Annotated in this window: 19 protein-coding genes and 2 pseudogenes; 9 read left to right on the top strand and 12 right to left on the bottom strand. The window is 61.2% G+C overall.

Translation table 11 applies throughout. From position 1 onward, the window contains the following. Positions 1-349: 349 nt before the first annotated feature. The 5 genes and pseudogenes from H1204_RS35025 (at position 350) to merB (ending at position 4,921) form a co-directional block, all read left to right on the top strand. Positions 350-1,098: pseudogene (locus tag H1204_RS35025) on the top strand (IclR family transcriptional regulator). A 40-nt stretch (positions 1,099-1,138) separates the two neighbouring features. Then, the gene (locus H1204_RS35030) at positions 1,139-1,912 is read left to right on the top strand and encodes a transporter substrate-binding domain-containing protein (RefSeq protein ID WP_180735062.1); all 774 of its coding nucleotides are present in this window, start codon (positions 1,139-1,141) and stop codon (positions 1,910-1,912) included. Positions 1,913-1,929: 17 nt separating this feature from the next. Continuing rightward, on the top strand, positions 1,930-2,598 hold the full coding sequence (locus H1204_RS35035; RefSeq protein ID WP_180735063.1) for an amino acid ABC transporter permease: 669 nt from the start codon (positions 1,930-1,932) through the stop codon (positions 2,596-2,598). Further along, on the top strand, positions 2,595-3,359 hold the full coding sequence (locus H1204_RS35040) for an amino acid ABC transporter ATP-binding protein (RefSeq protein ID WP_180735064.1): 765 nt from the start codon (positions 2,595-2,597) through the stop codon (positions 3,357-3,359). Before H1204_RS35035 ends, H1204_RS35040 begins: the two co-directional genes overlap by 4 nt. A gap of 872 nt (positions 3,360-4,231) precedes the next feature. Continuing rightward, positions 4,232-4,921, top strand: coding sequence for an organomercurial lyase (gene merB, locus H1204_RS35045; RefSeq protein WP_180735065.1), 690 nt, complete (start codon positions 4,232-4,234; stop codon positions 4,919-4,921). Positions 4,922-5,323: 402 nt separating this feature from the next. On the opposite strand, the gene H1204_RS35050 is transcribed toward merB, so the two are convergent. Continuing rightward, positions 5,324-5,635, bottom strand: a complete 312-nt coding sequence (locus H1204_RS35050; protein ID WP_180735066.1) for a DUF3601 domain-containing protein — start codon at positions 5,633-5,635, stop codon at positions 5,324-5,326. A gap of 555 nt (positions 5,636-6,190) precedes the next feature. On the opposite strand from H1204_RS35050, the pseudogene H1204_RS35055 reads away from it, so the two are divergent. The 4 genes and pseudogenes from H1204_RS35055 to H1204_RS35070 all read left to right on the top strand — a co-directional run. Further along, positions 6,191-6,662 (top strand): annotated as a pseudogene (locus tag H1204_RS35055) (SMP-30/gluconolaconase/LRE-like region family protein); the annotation flags it as partial. Positions 6,663-7,530: 868 nt separating this feature from the next. Continuing rightward, positions 7,531-8,124 (top strand): DUF4439 domain-containing protein, encoded by a 594-nt coding sequence (locus tag H1204_RS35060; protein ID WP_180735067.1) that lies wholly within the window; start codon positions 7,531-7,533, stop codon positions 8,122-8,124. A gap of 94 nt (positions 8,125-8,218) precedes the next feature. Further along, positions 8,219-8,548, top strand: a complete 330-nt coding sequence (locus H1204_RS35065) for a c-type cytochrome (RefSeq protein WP_243468961.1) — start codon at positions 8,219-8,221, stop codon at positions 8,546-8,548. A gap of 585 nt (positions 8,549-9,133) precedes the next feature. Further along, positions 9,134-9,529, top strand: a complete 396-nt coding sequence (locus H1204_RS35070; RefSeq protein ID WP_180735069.1) for a hypothetical protein — start codon at positions 9,134-9,136, stop codon at positions 9,527-9,529. 205 nt (positions 9,530-9,734) lie between these two features. On the opposite strand, the gene H1204_RS35075 is transcribed toward H1204_RS35070, so the two are convergent. The 11 genes from H1204_RS35075 to gspG form a co-directional block, all read right to left on the bottom strand. Then, entirely contained in the window at positions 9,735-10,490 is a 756-nt protein-coding gene (locus H1204_RS35075; protein ID WP_180735070.1) for a type II secretion system protein, read from the bottom strand. Positions 10,491-10,558: 68 nt separating this feature from the next. Continuing rightward, positions 10,559-10,945, bottom strand: coding sequence for a type II secretion system protein (locus tag H1204_RS35080; protein WP_180735071.1), 387 nt, complete (start codon positions 10,943-10,945; stop codon positions 10,559-10,561). 5 nt (positions 10,946-10,950) lie between these two features. After that, on the bottom strand, positions 10,951-11,490 hold the full coding sequence (locus tag H1204_RS35085) for a type II secretion system protein (protein ID WP_243468962.1): 540 nt from the start codon (positions 11,488-11,490) through the stop codon (positions 10,951-10,953). Beyond that, positions 11,487-14,021: a secretin N-terminal domain-containing protein gene (locus tag H1204_RS35090; protein WP_243468963.1), complete on the bottom strand. Its 2,535-nt coding sequence runs from the start codon at positions 14,019-14,021 to the stop codon at positions 11,487-11,489. The genes H1204_RS35085 and H1204_RS35090 overlap by 4 nt, the downstream gene beginning before the upstream one ends. Before the next feature lie 25 nt (positions 14,022-14,046). After that, positions 14,047-14,568: a hypothetical protein gene (locus tag H1204_RS35095; protein WP_180735073.1), complete on the bottom strand. Its 522-nt coding sequence runs from the start codon at positions 14,566-14,568 to the stop codon at positions 14,047-14,049. Beyond that, entirely contained in the window at positions 14,565-15,344 is a 780-nt protein-coding gene (locus tag H1204_RS35100) for a hypothetical protein (RefSeq protein WP_180735074.1), read from the bottom strand. Before H1204_RS35100 ends, H1204_RS35095 begins: the two co-directional genes overlap by 4 nt. After that, entirely contained in the window at positions 15,341-15,892 is a 552-nt protein-coding gene (locus H1204_RS35105; RefSeq protein ID WP_180735075.1) for a pilus assembly protein, read from the bottom strand. The genes H1204_RS35100 and H1204_RS35105 overlap by 4 nt, the downstream gene beginning before the upstream one ends. Beyond that, entirely contained in the window at positions 15,889-16,764 is an 876-nt protein-coding gene (locus H1204_RS35110) for a hypothetical protein (protein ID WP_180735076.1), read from the bottom strand. Before H1204_RS35110 ends, H1204_RS35105 begins: the two co-directional genes overlap by 4 nt. After that, on the bottom strand, positions 16,757-18,475 hold the full coding sequence (locus tag H1204_RS35115; protein WP_243468964.1) for a GspE/PulE family protein: 1,719 nt from the start codon (positions 18,473-18,475) through the stop codon (positions 16,757-16,759). The genes H1204_RS35110 and H1204_RS35115 overlap by 8 nt, the downstream gene beginning before the upstream one ends. Beyond that, the gene (locus H1204_RS35120; RefSeq protein ID WP_180735077.1) at positions 18,472-19,659 is read right to left on the bottom strand and encodes a type II secretion system F family protein; all 1,188 of its coding nucleotides are present in this window, start codon (positions 19,657-19,659) and stop codon (positions 18,472-18,474) included. The genes H1204_RS35115 and H1204_RS35120 overlap by 4 nt, the downstream gene beginning before the upstream one ends. Before the next feature lie 102 nt (positions 19,660-19,761). Next, positions 19,762-20,199, bottom strand: coding sequence for a type II secretion system major pseudopilin GspG (gene gspG, locus H1204_RS35125; RefSeq protein ID WP_180735140.1), 438 nt, complete (start codon positions 20,197-20,199; stop codon positions 19,762-19,764). Positions 20,200-20,221: the final 22 nt, after the last annotated feature.

Genomic DNA, 20,221 nt, shown 5'->3' on the forward strand with positions numbered 1-20,221 from the left:
ACATTTACAGGTCAGTGTATTAGTCAACCATAGGCCGGACCCGATTCAGTGTTTGACGCCAGGTGCCGACTCGGATGAGCTTTCGCTTTCGACCAGGTCATGAACTCATCAAGCCGTCACGCAGCCAGTTCACTGCATTGGCCGATTAATCTGCTGAACACCCATACGAGTTAGTCCAATCAAGCCGAGACCCCGTTCCGCTCAAGTGTCATCCCTGGCACGCCCGGGTGATCGCGGGAAAATCCTCATCCCTAATTCCCAACCGATGGGAATCACATTATTGTCCAGCGGGAGCAGCGTGGCATTCTGCTGGTCATCGTTACCGCTCTCTTCCCGCCCAGGAATCACAGTGAAACAGGAAACAGGCGTCACCGGCGCCGAGCGCCTGCTGCTCGTGCTGACCGCGCTCGCCAGCCACGGCAACGCCATGTCCATAAAGGACATGCTCGGCGCGACAGGTCTCGCGCAAAGCACGCTGTACCGGCAAGTGGCGCTGCTCAAGCGTTGGGGCTTTGTCACCGAGGATGCTGGTTTCTATGCGCCCGGTCCCGTCAGTCTTCAGCTTGCGCTCGGCTTCGACATCAATTCGATGCTGGTCGAAGCGAGCCGCGACGGCATGATGCAACTCTCGCGCACGACGCAGGAAAGCGTCGGACTTATCGTCGCCGTGAACGATCAGGTGATTTGCCTCGAAATGATCGAGAGCACCCATTCGCTACGCTGCTCGTTCGAGAAAGGCCGCGCGGTACCGTTGCGCGCGGGGGCATCCGCGAAGTCGCTGCTTGCGTTCATGGCCGACAAGCCACGCGCCGAGACATTTGAGCGCCAGTTCGCCGACGATGACCCGCACGCGCCGCCCTGGAGGCGGAGCTGGAAGGCATCCGCGCGCGCGGCTACGCGGTGAGCGACAGCGAAGTCGATCCGGGCGTGTGGGGTGTCAGCGCGCCCGTGTTCCGACGTGTATCGCGCGGCGCTGGCGCGAGCGCATCGATCACGCTGATGGCGCCATCCTCGCGTGCCGCGGGCCGCGAACAGCAACTCGCCGACTGGACCGTGCGCATCGCCAACACAATTTCTGCCCGCTTGCAAGCCGCCTGAATCGAACTCAACGACTGACCACACACCTGGAGCCCACACGATGAAACTGAAGAACATCCTTTCCGCCGCGAGCCTCGGCATCGCGATGGTGGTCGCTGGTCTGCCCGGCACGGCTGCCGCGCAAGACTCGAACCTGCTCAACATCGCGACCGATGCCACCTTCCCGCCGATGGAATTCGTCGACAAGGGCCAGCGCACCGGCTTCGACATCGACATCATGAATGCCCTCGCCAAGGCGATGGGCAAGCAGATCCAGTGGACCGACATCGACTTCAAAGGGTTAATTCCGGGCTTGATCGCGCATCGCTTCGATGCGGCGATCTCGGGCATCTACATCACGCCGGAGCGCGCGCAGGTCGTCGACTTCACCCAATCCTACTTCGCGGGCGGCCTGTCTGCACTCGTCAAGGCAGATTCGCCGATCAAGACGCTCTCCGATCTTAACGGCAAGAAAGTGACCGTGCAGGTCGGCACGAAGTCGGTCAACTTCCTGCGCGACAACTATCCGCAAGTGCAGCGTGTGGAAGTCGAAAAGAACCAGGAGATGTTCGACCTGGTCGGCATCGGCCGCGCAGATGCTGCTGTGACGGGCAAGCCGGCTGCCTGGCAGTTCGTGCGCACACGCCCCGGTTTCCGCGTGCTCGACAAGGAACTGACGACAGAAGCGTACGGCATTGCCGTGCGCAAGGACGAGCCGCAATTGCGCGATCAGATGAACGCCGCACTCGCAAAGATCAAGGCGGACGGCACGTACGACGCGATCGTGAAGAAGTGGTTCAGCGCGAGCGCCGGCACTACTGCAACCGCGAAGTAATCCGGCGAATCTGACTCATGCAACTCGACTTCACACCGGCCATCGCCGGTTGGGCCGATATCGCGTATGGCGCGCTGGTCACGGTGGAAGTGACGGCCGCCGCGCTCGTGCTCTCATGCCTGCTCGGGCTCCTGATCGGCATCGGCCGGCTTTCGCCGCGGCGGCGTTTCGTCTACGGCTTCTGCACCGGCTATCTGATCTTCTTCCGCGGCACGCCGCTGCTCGTGCAACTGTTTCTGCTGTTCTTCGGCTTGCCACAGTTCAACATTCTGCTGCCCGCCTTTGTATGCGGCATGCTCGGGCTCGGGCTGTATTCGGCGGCTTACGTGTCGGAGATCGTGCGGGGCGCGATTCAGTCGGTGGATCGCGGGCAAATGGAAGCGGCACGCTCTATCGGCATGTCGGCGGGACAGGCGATGCGCGCGATCATTCTTCCTCAGGCCATCGTGCGCATGATTCCGCCGCTTGGCAACGAATTCATCGCGTTGATCAAGAACTCGGCGCTGGTCTCGCTGTTGACTATCGACGATCTGATGCATGAAGGACAGAAAATCATCAGCGTGTCGTACCGGTCGCTGGAGGTGTATCTCGTCATCGCGCTCGTCTATCTCGTGCTCACGCAGACGACCAACTACATTCTTCATCGTGTCGAGCGCAGGCTGCGCGTAGGAGGCATGGTCCAATGAGCAGCGATCAACCTATCATCAGTATTCGCGAACTCACGAAATCGTTCGGGACGCACCGCGTATTGAACGGCATTGACTTCGATATCCAGCCGAGCCAGGTCGTAGTCGTGATCGGGCCGAGCGGTTCCGGCAAAAGCACGTTCCTGCGCTGCTGCAACGGTCTGGAGCGGCCGGAGCGCGGCACCATCGATATCTGCGGGCGTCGCCTCGTCGATCACGGCACGATGCTCAAGGAGCGCGCACTCAACGCGCTGCGTACCGAAGTGGGCATGGTGTTTCAGTCGTTCAACCTGTTTCCGCATCTTTCGGTGTTGCACAACATCACCGTCGGACCACGCATGCTGCGCGACGCGTCGAAAGCCGATGCCGAAGCGGCTGCGCTTACGCTGCTCAAGAAGGTTGGCCTCGAACACAAGGCGCACGCGATGCCCGCCAGCCTGTCGGGCGGGCAGAAACAGCGCGTCGCGATCGCCCGTGCGCTGGCGATGCAGCCGCGCGTCATGCTGTTCGACGAACCCACGTCCGCGCTCGATCCCGAACTCGTCGGCGAAGTGCTGCAGGTGATGAAGTTGCTCGCGGCCGAAGGCATGACGATGCTCGTCGTCACGCACGAAATGGGCTTCGCGAAAGAGGTCGCCGATGTCGTCGTCGTGATGGACGGCGGAGAGATCGTCGAGGCCGGTCCGCCCGCGCAGATCTTTTCGACGCCGACGCAGCCTCGCACGCGTTCGTTCCTGCAAGCGGTGTTGTCACGGTCGTGAGCGCGCTGCGTGATACGCCGGGTCGACCACAAACGAAGGCGATTTTCGCGGCGCACGCACTGCTGCCCGACGGCTGGCGCACGAACGTGCCGCTCGAATGGAACGATGGGGCACTCTCGTTGCCGTCACGCCGGACGTACGCGACGTACCCGCGGACGCCGCACAAGCGTCAGGACCGGTCGTCCCAGGCACGCCGGTAGTACCCGTTCACATCAGCGGCCAGTGAGTCGCCATTGAAGATTCCAACGATTGCTCCGCGGAGCATTCTCGAGTTGGTGCTATCGGTCAATAGTTGCCGCTCCCGGAAATTTGAACGCCGTCATTCCAATGGCCGGTTCAATTCGATGGAACCTGCCGGTTGCCCGATGCAAGCAAATCGACGGCCATTGCCGACGTTGGAGTGTCGGCCACTGTCAGGCAGCTAATAGGCGCTTTGCCGCCGATCGCGCGGTTGTAGCGTCGAATGTCAGACGCCGATGCGAGTGAATAAGCACTCGCGACCCTCAGCCGACGTTCGGGCTTGCGCGACCGCGATGACTGCTTGCGAGGCACAACGGACACTCGCCCCTCGAATTGGCCCGCGAGTCATTGCTGACACTCGGAAAGCTGCGTTGGTGAAGCGGCTACAAGATGCTTTCCCAACATTCACACCTCAATCAATATCCGTGAATCCGCCTTGCGGTGCGCCGGAAACCGTACATAATTCAAGGCACGTCACTCCTCATGTGTCAGCGGCACTGCCGAATAGCCCGCTTCGATGGTGCTCCCGCGGGCCACCAGCGGCCTCTGCGCTGATGACGCTATGATCGCCGCGCCGTCAGTATTTGGGCATCTCCGAAACCTGCAAACGGGACGGCATTGCCGCAAAGAACATGAACCAGCAACGGTTCGATTCTCTACTGCATCATCACATCGTGATGACTTTCATCCAGAAAGGTCATGCCCCGACCAACGAGGAGCTGGCACAGAAGCTGGCGGCTAGTTTGGATGAAGTCGAAAGCGGGCTTGTGCGCCTTGGCACCTCTCATGGCATTGTGCTTCACCCAGGCCGATGCGAACTGTGGGTGGTTCATCCGTTTTCGTCGTCGCCGACCCACACCTGGGTTCAGGCTGCGACATCAGGATGGTGGGCGCCATGCATGTGGTGCGCGCTGGGTATCGCAGCGCTAATAAAGGGCGAACTGACTATACATACGCGAATCGGTGCCGAAAAGGAACCGGTGCAAATTGATGTCGTGGACGGTGTTCCGGAACAAGCCGGTTTGTTCGTTCACTTTGCGGACCCTCCACGTAAGGCTTGGGACAACGTCCATCATTTTTGTGCTCGCGTGCTTCCGTTCCGGTCTCCGGAAGATGTGGCTGATTGGGCCAAACGGCATCGGCTGCCGTTAGGCGAAGTCATGCCGATTACGCTATTGGGTGAACTTGCGCGACGTTGGTATTCGCATCATGCCGATGCAGACTGGGAGAAATGGACACCCGCTCAAGCGCTCGAGATATTCCAATCGATCGGTTTAGTTAGCGATTTTTGGAACCTCGACACTTCTGCAAAGCACTATTGAAACGGTGACGTCTGAAGGACGGGTGAACGTCAAGCGGCGAGGGTCCGCTATCCGAGTTGACCTGACGTTTGAGTGTCCACCGAAGCGCTCAAGCGAATGGCTGAAAGTGGCCGGACCCGGAAATCCACGTTGGTCGTCCGGCGCCCTTACTCTCGTCAGCCACGAATTTCCGTAGCCGACACATTGCCGACGGTCGAGTCGTCCGAAGTTCAACGGCAGTTGGGCCATCGCCAGATGCGGTGTACCGAAGCGCCGTCCGTATGCGATCAGCTTTCAAGTAGGGGCAAAGCTACGTGCTCTTTCCGCTTCGATTCTGGTTGTCTTGATCGCGTTTTGCGGCGCGCCATACTGATGCACCCAACACCGTTTGGCGAAGTCGCTAGCGCGGCTTTAGCGTAAGCGTCAGCTCGATGCCGTCTTGACGAAGTTCTCGATCTGAGAGGCGACATTCGGTGGCTCATCGACGCCCAAGCGGATGTGCCATTCGTCCGCGAGGTTGAGCGATACGAAGAGCGAGAGTCCGTCGTCATGTGGCGCGAACGCATATCCCAAGAATGTCCACGTCTCTCCAGGCGAATGTACATCGCCGTCGAAGTCGGTGAACGGCTGTACGACGGTGTGGCGGTCCCCCGCTGTCAGGCACTTGTACTTGTAACCGCAATTCGGAGCCTGGAGATGTGTGCTCCAGTGACCTCGTGATTTTGGTCCTAACATCGCTGTCTCCTGCTTCCGCTGCTCATAGTGACCAACCGACCTTCCACGGGAGCAGTTGCTCAATGCGGTTGACCGGGTGCTCCGCGCCATGCACCCCGCCCGTACAACGAGCAGGTGCCGCAGATCGATCATGCCGTCCAGGCAGTTCTGCAAGAAACCAGGAGTGCTCGTCGGGCAGAGTCCGAACTCCGATGCCACCCTGTCGAGAGGCCGAAAGAAAAGGCAGCATATCACTTCAAGTCTTTATTGTTTCCGCCGATATCCATTTCAGATCTGCAAGTCGGGGGCACGCATACGGCTGAGCATGAAGGGACGCACGAGCGACCGTGTCGCGCAGCGCTTTGGCATCTTGCCGGGCGGTAATGGTGAGGCCCGGTGATGTCAGGCAGGACGACCGGGCGCGCGACACGCGTCAGATTACACATTCACTCCAGGTCAAAACCGTCGCGCCGTTCACGTGAATTTCTCTCGTCTGCACCGCTCCTTTGGATGGATCTCGGGCGATTCATCAAACTCGAGTGCCTCACCCGGACGGGCAGACGAAAAGCACATCTAATGAAAAATAAACGAAGCTTCGTCATTTGTCTCACCGCAACACTGATCGCCGCAACCTCGCAAAATTGTCTGGCGGCGTATACGACCGACTGGTTGGCAAACACATTCGGGACCAATTCAACTCGGGTGGGGTAGCGTTGCGCGTTCCATGTGGGTAGCGCCCGAGGGCATCATCTATACGGCTTCCATGTGGGACGAAAATGAGGGCGGCGTTGCTATATACGCGAACGGTCAAAGTATCGCTTCCATAGGGGGACACGGCGAATTCCAGGGCAGCGCCATTACAGGCAATGCCACGTCCATCTTCGCCGCCCTGCAATACAGCGCGGCTTATGGCAGCGGTACTGTGGGCCGCTATGACCGAACCAGCCGAATCCGCGATCTGCTCATCCCGGTCAGTGCGACAACCACTGAGAAACGGGCGGATCTCATTACGGGACTCACGACTTCGGGCTCACCCCTGTATCCGACGATGTTAGGTTGTTTGATGCTGCTTTGACGCGTTTGCTATTTGTACAAGTCGCCGTTTTGGCCGCCGGTCAGTGAACTTTTCATTCCCGCAATTTTCAAGCCCTTATGCTGGTGCCGGCGCCGGGTTCGCGATGCCTGAGCTTCGAGCGATCGGTCAGCATTTGACGAACCAGCGGTTGTGAACCCCCGACCCGGCTTCACAGTGCAGTGCCGCCATATACGTACGTATGATCGCCGATACTAGTGCGACGTTGAAAAGTCGGAGCACCGCTAATACACTTTATTGAAGACGTCGGTCGCTGTCTTCGGATTGCAGGGTCTTCTGGACAAGAGTCCAGTCTTGTATGTCTGCGGTCGTCAGCAGCAGTAGACGATGTCCTTGTCTGCATATACGGAGTAAGGTCATGAAAAAAGGTACTGGGTCGTCCAATATCGGGGTGATAGTTACAAAGAATCTATCGATGCATCGGCGCGATCGCAGTTCCCCTCGTGATAGCTGTCGGCGGAGAAATCCGTCTAGCGAGCCCGGCACCGGAGGTCGTTGAAGCCGGAGAAAACAAACTCACTGTCGTCGTGGAATTCCCTGGCCTGCAAGCGCCAAGGAACTTCGACGTTCAAGCGAGTACACGAAGGCGATTGACGCATTGGGTTCAAACCCGGTCCGTGACTTCCGCATCATGGAAGGTGCGGGCTAATTCTGAATAACGGGTGCGCGAAGCGTGCAGTAGGAAGAGGCAAGCGCGCGGCCAGGTGCGGTCTGTCCAACACGGGGGACGATCCTTGCCCTGCGTGACAGTGCCTCGCTCGTCAGTGCCGCATTCATGTGTTATTTCAAAGTCAAAAAAATCTCATTCCCAGGATACCGATTCATGTTCGAAGAAATTTCACGAGTTGCTGATCACGACGAGAGCCAACGGCGCAGCTTCCTCCGGAAAGTTGGTTTCGTTGCCGTCAATCTTGGTGCTATCGCAGTGGCATCCCCAGCCCGGGCCGCGAAGCAAGCGAACGGCGACGTTGATCCGGACGTCAATATCATGCAGGGCGCACTGGCCATTGAACACGAGGGCATAGCTGCCTATCGTCTCGCAGGCGCGAGCGGCTTGCTGACTCCGGGTACATTGAAGGTCGCAACGATTTTCATGGGGCATCATCAGCAGCATCGAGACTCCCTTGAGGCGCTTATCGCGAAGGCCGGCGGTTCACCCGTCAAGCCAAAGTCCGATGCGCAGTACACTCAGGAACTGAATCTGGGCTCTCTAAAATCGGAGGGTGACGTGGTCGCCCTTGCAGCCAAATTAGAGCAAGGCGCGACTAACGCCTATGCGGGTCAGGTTGCCGCCCTGCGAAATCGCCAGCTGACACATCTGTTCACTCAACTCTGTGCGGACGAATCCGTGCACTGGACAACGTTGAACAATGCGATGGCCGTGCCGATTCCGATGAAAGCCTATTTATTTGGCTGACATGAGAGTGCTTTCTGAACGTCCGCTCGTGTCTACGCGTACACTTCGCATGCATCTAGTTATAGCGGCCTTGTCGCTTCCAGCATTCGGCGCGATGGCGCAGACGAATGATGTCATGGTCGGCAAGTTGCTTTACGAAGCCAGATGCGGAGCGTGCCATTCAGTTGATGCCAATCGTACAGGGCCGCTACATCGAGGGGTGGTCGGCCGGCCGGTGGCTAGCGTCCCAGGCTTCGATTATTCGCCCGCGCTGAAGCACTTGGGAGGCGTATGGACGCCAGGACGTCTAAACCTCTGGCTGCAAAACCCGCAGGCGGTAGCGCCTGGCACCGCCATGTACTTTACTGTCGACGACCCCGTGCAGCGGCGACAGATCATTGCCTATCTGAGCACGCTGCTACAGGTCGATGATCATGCCAAGTAGTTCGGACGGCTCAGACACGGTTCAAATCGGCGGACATGGTACGGCATGAATACACGGTTTCAGATTAGAGGCCAATGTGTCGTAGATCAAAATGAATTCGTCACCGTTTACGAATTAATAGCGTCAATTCGAGTGCACGCAAGGAGGGCGACTGCCGAAAACGCCGCAAAATCAGGTATCTGGCGTCGGCGATTTAGGACCTGTCACGGCGCTCGCGCTGCGAAGGCGTCAATCGCTGGACGCCCTCGATTCTCCCTATACGCTCCCCACACTTGCGGAGCAGAGGTGAGGCGAAACGGGAGCCGTTTGCTCGCTTTGCCAGCGTCACTAGCCGCGACAACGCTCAAGGTAGCGACGTGTGAATGCCTTGCGATGCTCCGGTTTCATCGGCTGCGCATTGTATGGCGTCCAGCCATAACGCGCGTATGGCGCAAGACAGTTGGCACAACGGTATAGGAAGGCAATCCTGAGTTCGAAACCTCGCGGTCAAAATCAGGTTCGACCCGATACTTCGAACGGCGACTTGGTCGCTACCTCCGCCTGATCGACAACTGCCCGAAGTTTTCGCGTGCTATGGAAGCGCCTGTGAAGCAGAAGCAATCTAACTCGCCAAGAGATTTGCTCGCAATCGAATACCTGCCTCAGCCTCTCGCGGAGCTGTTCCCTGGCTGGGACGACGCAGCGCCGCATCAAACATGTGCCGACGCCGCCCTACTCAGGCAGACGATTCGCGACCTGGATTTGATATGGACTCGCGGAAGCAAGTTGCCACGCGCACCGAAGCACCATTGCGTCATCGATCGCTCCCTTGTTCTCACACTTGCTCGTACACACGCCGAATTGCACGAACACGATGAAATCAATGTGCCGAGGCTCTTCACCGACGGCCACTGTCACTTGACCTACGATTGCACCGACGACGTTCCTGAAAGCACAGCTGAAGCGTCTCGCATCGACGATGTCCTGAATGACCCTCCGTAGCCCGACCACGCCAGTGTCTTCGAGGTGTTTGAGGTGAGAGAACATCAATCATAGCGGTAGCACTGTGAATGTCCTGACAACTGAATCGAGGACACGAATCCATTTCAAAGCGTCATAGATTTAAGCTAAACGCATTCGTTGTGCAAGCGGACTTGAACCTGTACGAGCGCGACGGGAAACCGCGACGTTCCTCTCGATGCATTCTTCAGTTACCCGACGAAAACCCGCTATCTGAAAAGCCGGTTCCGTTCGACGAGCCGCTTCCGGGCGATGCCCCCCTATTCGTCGAGAAGCCACTGCCATTCGAGAAGCCACCGTTATTCGAGAATCCTCCATCATTCGAAAAACCATTGCTGTTAGAAAATCCTCCGCTCCACTGGCTCGCAGCATTACCGGACTCCCCACTGCCCGGCTGCACGCCGTCACCATCTAGCTGGAACGGTGGCGAGCCGCCCGACACCGGCACTGACACCGGTATCCCGCCGACTTCCGAATTCGGCGGCCGCTGCCCGGGCGCCAGCTGCGGCCGTCGTGCGATGAACACCCATTGCGTGTAACTGCGCTTGTCCTCGAAGCCATGAAACCGCTCAGGAAACTGACGAAGCTGGATCGGATGCTCGTGCGACGCGCTGTGAATGCCGACGATCGTCTGTCCATTCGGCGATAGAATCAACACCCAGTCAGGCTTGCCCGTCATCGGATCAGCGTAGACACGGCGCAGATGGCGCATCGGATTCGGATAGCGTGGATCGCGCACGAGTTCGTCGAGCGTGCGCGGCTGGGTTGGCAGGCCGACCGGAGAATTGTCGGCGTAACTGAGCAGCGCCCGCTGAAACTGATCGCCGATATAGAGCAGTTCCTTTTCAGCCATACGTCGCTGATAAAGCGCCCCGAGCTGGATCGTGCCCGCCGCCGCGACGCCGATGATCGCGATGCCAATCAGTAACGCGAGATACGCCAACCCATGTTGCCCTCGCCGCGAACGCCGCGTCAGGCGTGTCCGGCGTCGCCCTTTCCCCTCCTGCTTCGTCATAACGTATTGAAAGGCCGGCCGTCCAGCGTCGTGCCTTCGGCACCGCTCCGCAGGTCGTAGACCTTGCCGGGAAATTGCTCATCGGGCGGCACGATATGCCAGGTGGTCGCGCTGTCCGTGACCGGATCGAACGGCGGGGCGCGCAGATAGCGCTTGTCGACGAGCTCGTCGAGTGAATCGGGGTAACGTCCGAGATCGCCGTAGAACTTGTCGATTGCATCTCGAGTCACGTGGAGATTCTCCGCGAGAATTTTCTCCTTCGACGCATCGATCGAATGGAAATACTGCGGCAGCGCTAGCGTGAGCATCAACGCGATGATCGATAGCACGATCAGCAACTCGATCAGCGTGAAGCCGTTCCGTTTGCGCAGTGGATTTCTCATCGCCGTCACCAGTTCCGGTAGGGAATGCCGTTCAGGCCGACGCCTTTCGACATCGAGTAGACGTCGTACACGTCGTCGCCTTCCTGCGGATCGTCGGGCTCGCTCGCATACGCGCGCTTGCGCCAAGTGTCCACGGCGTCGAGTTGAGGATCGTTGCTCATCGGATCGCGCGGCAAACGGCGCAGAAAATAGATCTTCGCGCCCTTCGGATCGCTCTGATCCTTCACACCGTCGACGAGCACGTTCAGCTTCGGCGGGTATCCAGAGACGCCTCTATCCACAGGCACGCGGCCGTCTTTCGCAGCCGCCTTATACGCATCGATCGCGCCACGGATCTGATGCAACGCGTCTCGCAACTCCTGCTCGCGCTCGCGCTGCCGCATCACTTGCGCGACCGGTACCGTCATGCTCGCGAGCACCCCGAGGATCGCGAGCGTAACGAGGAGTTCGACCAGCGTGAAACCGCCCAGAGCACGACGGCCGAAGCGATTCGGACGAAACGCGCGAGCCGCGTCGGCAGTACGAGTTATTGGAGCACGCATCATGGCGTCGCGATGATCGTGAACGTGTACGCGGATGGCGGCGCGAGCGTGATCGGCGTGCCGGTCAAGCCGACCACGGATCCAGGGGTGATCTTGACCGAGGTCTGCGAGACCGCCGCCAGCGCGCGGAAGCTCAGCACCGCGTAAGTCCCCCTCGACGCGGCGCCCATCCCGCCCTGCACCGAATCGGACAACTGCACCTGGCCAGGACTCACCCGGCTCGAAAACGAGGTCGGCGCGCCGCCCTCTTTCAGGAAGTCGCCTTCCGTCACGCCGACAAACTGTAGTTTCGTCGCGTCGAAACTGACGATCGACGATGCGCTCGCGACCGGTTGATCGGCCGACATCGACAGCGACACGGTGACCGAGTCGCCGGTCTTGGCCTGCGGCGGCCCCTCGATCGTCATCTGCGCGGTACCGGCCACGGGCGCGGCGCCTGGTGCGAACAGACCATCGCCGCCGTTATACGCACCGGTGCCGGAGCCGTTATAAGCGCTCCCTCCTACGCCCGCACCCGAGGCACCGTTCACGTTGTTCGGCTGTCCGCCCGCCCCGAAACGCGTCGCATCGCCGCTGCCACCCGACGCCGCCCCCGGAGAGTTTGACGACGCGGCCGGCAACACGAGCCCGTTCGACTGGATCATGCTGCGCATGTTGGTCTCGGTGCCTGACGTGAAGTACGCAAGATTCGCATCGGGTCGGCGGACGTTACGCACCAGATGCGGAGTGATCGCGAGCACGATCTCGGTGTTTTTCGCCTGGGAATCGGTTGCGCCGAACAGGTGGTCGAGGATAGGCAACTGGCCGATGCCGGGCAGCTTGTTGCCCGACACGCGCTCCTCGTTGTCGATCAAGCCGGCGAGCACATCGGTCTCTCCGTTCTTCAGTTGGAGCACCGTGCTGGCTGAACGCGTGCCGATCTGGTACGCGGCCGTCCCGGTAGTGGTCGTCACCGCGTTGCCGAGGCTGCTGACTTCCAGCGCGAGCTTGATGCCGACCGTGTCGTCGAGGTAGACAGTCGGCTCGACGTTAAGCGTCAGGCCGATGTCGAGATAGTTGACCGATTGCGACAGGAAGCCGGTTGAAGTTGCCGTAGAAGTGATATTCGGCACACGCTCGCCGATCAGGATCTTCGCCTTCTCATGATTGCGTACGCGAATTCGCGGATTGGTCAGCAGCTTGACATCGGAATCCTGCACGTTCGCATTGGCGGTCGCCTGCAATGACGACAGACCGATTGTGCGCACAGTCTGGTGTAGAAGATCGTGCAGCGTCAACGCCGGCGTCGAGCCGTTGCCACTGGACATGCCGGTTCCGCCATAGCCGTATGGATACGTCGAAGAAACGCCTGCGTTGGTGGCGGGCTGGCCCGTCACAGGCGCGATCACGCTACCGAGCGGAAGCGGCGTTATATTGACCGAACCCGGCCACGCAATGCCGAGATTAAGCTCATGGTTGCGCTGCACCTCGAGCACTTCCACTTCGAGCATCACCTCCGGTTCCGGCACGTCCTCGAGTGACACGAGCCGCTCGGCCATCCGGATTGCGTCGGGCGTGTCGCGCACGATCACCACGTTGAGCTTCTCATCCGCGACGACGTTCTGGATCTTCAGTATCGTCTTCAACGTGTTCGCGATCGTCTTCGCGTCGGTGTTCGACAGGAAGAATGTGCGGACCGCGAGCTCCTGGTAGTCCTTCACCTTCGGCGCAGTGTTCGGGAAGATCAGCACCGTGTTCTCGTCGAGTACCTGCTGCGCGAGCTGGTTGGTCGCGAGCACGTAGCGAACGGTCGCGTCGATCGTGCTGTTTTTCAGGAAGATCGTGGTGCGCTGATCGGTCTTCACGTCGCGGTCGAACAGAAAGTTCATCCCCGACGAACGTGAGATCACGTCGAAGATCCGCTTAAGCGGCGCGTCGCGGAAATCGATGCGGATCGGTTTGCGGTATGCGGCGGCAAGCGCAGCCTCGACGCGTGCGGAACCCGTCTCGGCAGCGAGCTTGCGCTGCAGTTCGAGCGCGCGTCGGTTGGTCGGTGCTTCGGTCAGCACGGCGTCGAGCAAATGCCGCGCATCGTCGGGCTGGTGCCGCACGAAAAGCGCCTCGGCGCGGCTCAGCATGATATTGAGCCGCGCGTCGGTGTCGAGTGCGACGAGCCCAGCCATCGCGCGTTCGTTGCCGGGGCTGATCGCGAGCACGTGCTGATACGCTGCTCGCGCTGCATCGCGAGCACTGCTTGCGGCAAGCTGGTCACCCCGATCCATCAGATCGTTGATTTGCTTTTCGCGCTCCGCAAGCCAGACCTCGCGGTACTTCGCGTCCTCCGGCTCCCGCATTGAAGCGTCTTTCAGCTTGGCGACGCCCTGATCGACCTGACCAGCAGCGAGAAGCTTCTGGCCGTCGCGATAGGACTGTGGGTCCACGCACGCAGCCAGCGGGACCGTCAGCGCAGCGAGCAGCACGCCGCGTCGCAGATGGCGTATAGCGATGGCGCTCGTGGTGTATTTTCGGGTTCGAATCGGGAGTGGATTGGGCAACGGTTCATTCCTGGTAACCCGCGGATCAGTCGGCATTGCCGATATCCAGCGTCTGCACAAGTTTCAGAGGCAGATAGACGAGAGTCATGTTTGGCGGGGCGATCGAATCGACCCGGTAATCGCCGTCGACTACCATCTGGTCGTGCACGATCAGCGTGTCGTCGCCGCGTGCGAGATAGACCTCCCAGTGCCCGGCCGACTGTTGCTTGCCGATGTAGGTGAAGGGCATCGGCGGCGTGCTCGGCAGCGGCGGCACGTCGGCCTGCGCAGGGGCAGCGGACGGCAGCGGCGGCGCGAGCAGCAGCGTGTTGAACAACGGATGTGCGCCGGAACCCGAGCGGCCCTCTCGAACGCGGACCGATGCGATCGCGACGACGCCAGTCGTGGCGCGTGTGGCTCGCGCCGTGGTCGATGCAGACGTCGAATGCGCGGCGGGCGCGTGCGGCGCGGCCTCGACAATCGCGTCATCCTGCGATTGGCTCATGAATGCAAGCACCAGTGCGCAGGAGAGGAATAGCACGGCCATCACGATGTGCTGACGTTTCATCGCGCGAGTCCTTGCGATGCGGTGGGCTTTTTCGACGTCACGGCCGTTGGCGCCGAGCCGGGAATTGCAGATGAGACCACAGACAGCCCCGACGCAACGGTCGCGGCCCCAAAAGCTCTCGAGGCAGCAGGGGCCACGCTCCCCGAAGCGTCAGAGGCGGGATCCGCGGCGGTCGACACCGCCGCAGCCGCCAACTCCGCCGCACTCACGGGCGCAATCGCCACCGGCCGCAGAAACGCCGTGAACCGCAGATTCGCTTCGACGCCTGGATCATTCGCGGAATTGCGCTTGAAGCGCATGTCGTCGAGAGCCGCGTACGGCACGGTCACCAGCACCTTCTCGCTGAACTGTCGCAAGCGCGCATAATCGCCCTTGACGGGCACTACAATCGTGTAAGTGTCGAAGCGGCCGGCCGCATCGCGTCCCGGCTTGTACTCGGCCTTGTCGAGCGTGATGCCGGCAGCGGTCGCCGCGTCGAACAGTCGCATCACGATCTCGCCGGTATGCGCAGAATCGCCGAGTCCGGCATAAAAATCCGCGAGCCGGCCTGCAGCCAAGACGGGCGCTGGCACGACTGGCTTTGGCAACGGCAGTGCGCGCAACCGACTGACCGAGCGAATTTCGTCAACGACGCGCGTCGATATGCCGGGCAGCACACCAAGCCACAACACCGCAGCGGCGACAAGTAATGCCGCCGCCAGTAGCGTGCCGACGGCGAACCCCCAAAGCGCGAGACGAAGTCGCAGCAAGCTTCGGATAACGGACTGCATCGTCACGATACCGTCCCCCGCCACTGAACTTCGACCTGAAACCGAAGCACGCTGTCCATGCCGTCTTTCACGAGTTCGTGACGGGTCAGCGTGACGCGTCCCAGCATAGGCTGCCGTCCAAGCGAGCCGAGGTAATCGAGCATGTCCTTGCTGCCCGTGCACTCGGCCTCGATGCGAATCAGCGCGCGGCCGGGTTCCGGCGTGATCGACATCAGCGCGATCTGCGTCGGTGTCGCGGCCTCGATTGCGTCGAGCAGGTTGTCCCACGGCAGGTTCAGTCGCGCGACAGCGAGATTGACGGCCGCAGCCTGTTTCAGGTCGACCGGCTCACTATGTACACGCTGCGACGCATGCGTGGCCCGCTCGTTGCGATCGACGATCCGTGTGGATTCGCGCTCGAGCGCATGCAAATGCACAAGCAGCGTCTGCGCCCGATATGCACCAACGCCGCACAGTAGTACGCCGACCAGCGCGAGCACGCGCACGGACGAACGAATCCGGTACCACTCGCGCCGCATGCTGAACGGTGCGAGATCGATGGGCAGGCTTCTCATTGCGTGCTGCCGCTCCACGCCAACGGTGTGGCCAGCTCAGCAGCGGCATTGTTTGCGCCGGGCGCCGCGCAATCGGCGGATTTGCTCCAGCGCACGGTCATGGCCGCGTCGACAAAATCGATAGCGCCCGGTAGCCACGCGTCGCGGCGAAGGCCGTGCAGCAGTAACGTCGACGGCGGCGGCAGATTATCGAGCAGCGCCGCTCGCACTACCTGCGCACGCAACCAAGCAATGGACGGCATGGGATCAGGCAGCGCGAGCGTGCGGACCGCCGCGACTCTTGGACGTGGCTCGACCGTGATCAGACCCAGCGTCAGCGAGTGTTCGTCGCACGTCGCGAGCCAGGTGTCGGCGCCGAGCTCACGGCACGAGAGGTTCCATGCGGCGACGAATTCGGGCAGCGCAGATACGACACAACCGCGCCCGGCCGAAACAGCCTGCTGCAACGCATCCAACCAGCGACGCGACACAGCGCATGCAAGGAACGGTTCGGCGGCTTGCCAGTCAGCGCCGAATTGCCAATCGGCTGGATCTTCCCCGAAGAGCGTCAGGAAGCGCACGCCTGCAGCCGCGCGTAAGTCTTGAATCCGCACGCTGTTGTCGGCTGGCGTGACGATAAAGTAGCGGACCAGTTCGTTGGCGAACGTCACATGTACCGGCAAGCCGCTGCCGCCCGACTCGTCAAGCGCGGCGCCGATCCATGCCGCGAGCGTCTCCGTCGACGCATCAGCGCCGGCCGGCAGCGATCGTTCGACGAATAGAACCGGCACTTTGCGCGATGCACCGGTGCGCCGCACCGTCAGCGCGTCGCGTGACAGCGCCAGCCGGCAGTAGCCACCCCGCGCAAACCGTTTCAACCAGCGATCAAGCATTGAGAGTCACCCGCTTCACTTCGGTCAACGTCGTCTCGCCGAGCTTCACGAGACCGAGCGCGACCTCGCGTAACTGCCGTGTGCCGTTGCGGCGTGCGACATCCTTGATCACGCGGATCGGCTGCTTCTCGACGACAAGATCGCGAATTTCGTCGTCGAGAATCAAGATTTCGGCGATCGCGCGACGGCCGCGATAGCCGGTCCCGCGACAGTCACCGCAACCACTGCCCTGGCGGAACGCGTAACCGGCGACGTCCGCTCGCGTCAGGCCCAAACGCGCAAGCTCGGAGTCGGTCGGCACATATGGCGCCGAGCAACGCGGACAGTTCACACGCAGCAGACGCTGCGCCCAGATCCCGTTCAACGCAGACACGAACGCATACGGATCGATGCCCATATGACCGAAGCGGCCGAACACGTCAAACACGTTGTTCGCGTGCACGGTTGTCAACACAAGGTGCCCGGTCAACGCGGATTGCACTGCAATCTCAGCAGTCTCACGGTCTCGAATCTCGCCCACCATAATCTTGTCTGGATCGTGCCGCAGGATTGAGCGCAGCCCGCGCGCAAAGGTCAGCCCTTTTTTCTCATTGACGGGAATCTGCAGAATGCCGGGCAACTGATACTCGACCGGATCTTCGATCGTGATGATCTTGTCACGCCCGTTGTGGATTTCGGTCAACGCAGCGTACAGCGTGGTGGTTTTGCCGGAACCGGTCGGGCCGGTCACGAGCAGCATCCCGTATGGCTCCTCGGCCAGCGCGCGCAGTGCAACCAACGATTCGCTGTCGTAGCCAAGCGCCTCAAGGGTCAGCGAGCCGTAGGCCTCGATCATCGCGCGCTTGTCGAGAATCCGGATCACCGCGTCCTCGCCATGAATGCTCGGCATGATCGACACGCGCAGGTCGATATCGCGGCCGCCTGCCGCGACGCGGAAGCTACCGTCCTGTGGCACGCGCCGCTCCGCAATGTCGAGTTCCGCAAGCACCTTGAGCCGTGAGATCACCTGCTCGGCCGTCTCGACGCCCTGGATCGTCGCAGCCGCGTCGAGCACGCCGTCAACGCGATACTTCAGCGCAAGTCCGGTCGACGTGCTTTCCAGATGAATGTCGGATGCGCCGGCCTTCAGCGCATCATAAAGCGTCGAGTTCACGAGCTTGACGGCCGGGCTCGCCGCTTCGTTGACGGTCTGGAATGACAGCACCTGCGCGGTGCGTCCGTCCACGTGCGTGCCGTCGTCGACGGATACGAGGCTGTCGACCGCGCGAGTCGTTTCCTCCATACGAGTGTGATAAGCCAGCAGATCGCCGTGTAGCGCAAGCCGTATTTCGACGGCCGCGCCGGCCCGCGTCGTGAGCCAGATCTGCAAGTCGAGGTCGAACGGGTTTGTGACGACGCCGACAAGCGTGGCGTCCGCGTCGCGCAGCAATGCGCAACGACGCTGCATCGCACGCGGCAGCGGCACGCGGTCGAACGCCGGCGCGAGCGCGAGCATCCCTGCCGTCTCGATCACCGGCATTGCGAGCTGCGTCGCCAGCGCGCACAGGAGTTCGAACGGCTCTGCGCCCGTCAGCACATGCAACTCCTCGATGAGATGACGCTGCGTGGCGGCTGCGGTCGCGCGAGCGCGAAACAGCAGATCCGCGTCGAACAGAGGCGTGAGCACGGGCGCGGGCGCGGGCGCAGGAGCGTGCATATCCAGCACGGTCATGAGAGGCTCCCCGCGAGATCGAAAATGGGCATATAGAGCAGAACGACGATTGTGCCAACCACGACGCCGATCGCCGCCATCAGCAGGGGCTCGAACATCCGCGTGAAGCGGTCGATCCAGCGGCTGATTTCGCCGTCATAGAACGCGGCCGACTGGTTCAGCATTGCGCCGAGTTCACCAGAGCGTTCGCCGACCCGCAGCATCCGCAGCGAAATCGGTGTGGTCAGCTTCTGTGTCAGAAACGCGGCGGAAAGCGGCTCGCCCGACGTGACTGATGCGCGCGCCTTCAGCAGCCCGTCGCGCATTGCAGGCGCAACCGTGCCGCAGGCCGTCTCCATCGCTGCGACGATCGGAATGCCGCCTTCGAGCAGCATCCCGAGCGTCAGATATAGTCTGGATAGTTGATAAATCCGCATATGCGTACCGAGCAGCGGCATCCGCCCGAGCAGGCTGACCAGGCCGACCCGCGCAATCGCCGCGCGCGCACCCATGAACAGCACGGACGCAGCGCCTAGCCCGGCGAGAAGCAACGGCAAACCATGGGCCGCCGCGAACTTGCCCCAGTCGAGCAACATTTGGGACATCCACGGCAACGCGCGGCCGGTGTCTTCGTAGATGGTCGCGAAGCGCGGCACCACGTACGTGATCAGGAACGCCGACACGCCACCGCCAACCACCAGCAGGATGCACGGATAAATCGCCGAACTAACGAGCTTGTTGCGCACCGTGTCGATCCGCTCCTGGTAATCGACATACCGTTGGAGTGCGCGCGGCAGGTCGCTCGTGCCTTCGGCCGCACGCACGATGCCCACGTAGAGTGGCGGAAACACATCAGGCTGCTCGCCGAGCAGGCTCGAGAAACGCTTACCCTCACGCAAACCGGCAAGCAGGCGCCCGAGTACGCCGCCTAGTCGTGCGCCGCCCTCACGCTCGAGCAGAGCTTCGAGCCCTTCGACGATCGACAGACCCGCCTTTAGCAGCGCGAGCAGTTCCTGGCTGAACAGCACCAGCGAGATCCTGCCGCGCGAGCCGGCTGGCCGGCGCAGCGCACGCACTGGCGCCACACGGGTCACGTGAAGGCCGCGCGCCTCGGTGTGGGCACGTGCGCCGGCCACGTCCTGGGCGTCGACGACGAAGGTGATGATCCGGTTCTCCGGCGAAAGCGCTCTCACTTCAAATTGCATGTTGCCGCGTTACCTTGGGTCGGGTGCTGCCTTCTGCATGGCGGTGCGTCCGTCGTGGGCGCATTGCCATACAGAGTCCGCCGGCGGCGGACCCTTGATACTTCATTCGCTGCTGATGTCTGCATCCTCGCCCGTGCCGCCCGGTTGCCCGTCGCGACCGTACGAAATCACCGCGTAGTCGCCCTTTGTGCCGGGCACCTGGTAGACGTACGGATGCCCCCACGGATCGAGCGGAATTTCCTTCTTCAGATACGGACCGTTCCACTTGTCCGCGCTGGCGGGCCGCACCACCAGCGACTGAAGCCCCTCCTCGGCCGTCGGAAACCGGCCGACGTCGAGCCGGAAATTGTCGATCGCCTTGCTCAGCACGTCGATCTGCGCGCGGGCCACCGTCACCTGCGACTTGCCCAGTTGCGCGAAATAACGCGGCCCGACGATCGCCGCCAGCATCCCGATGATGACGAGCACCACCAGCAATTCGAGCAGCGTGAAACCCTTCACGTGGGACCGCGGCACGAGCCGCTCATTGCGCTTGCCCATGAATCGGACAGCCGTCACGTTA

Origin of the sequence: Paraburkholderia sp. PGU19, assembly GCF_013426915.1 — a bacterium.
Taxonomy (GTDB): domain Bacteria; phylum Pseudomonadota; class Gammaproteobacteria; order Burkholderiales; family Burkholderiaceae; genus Paraburkholderia.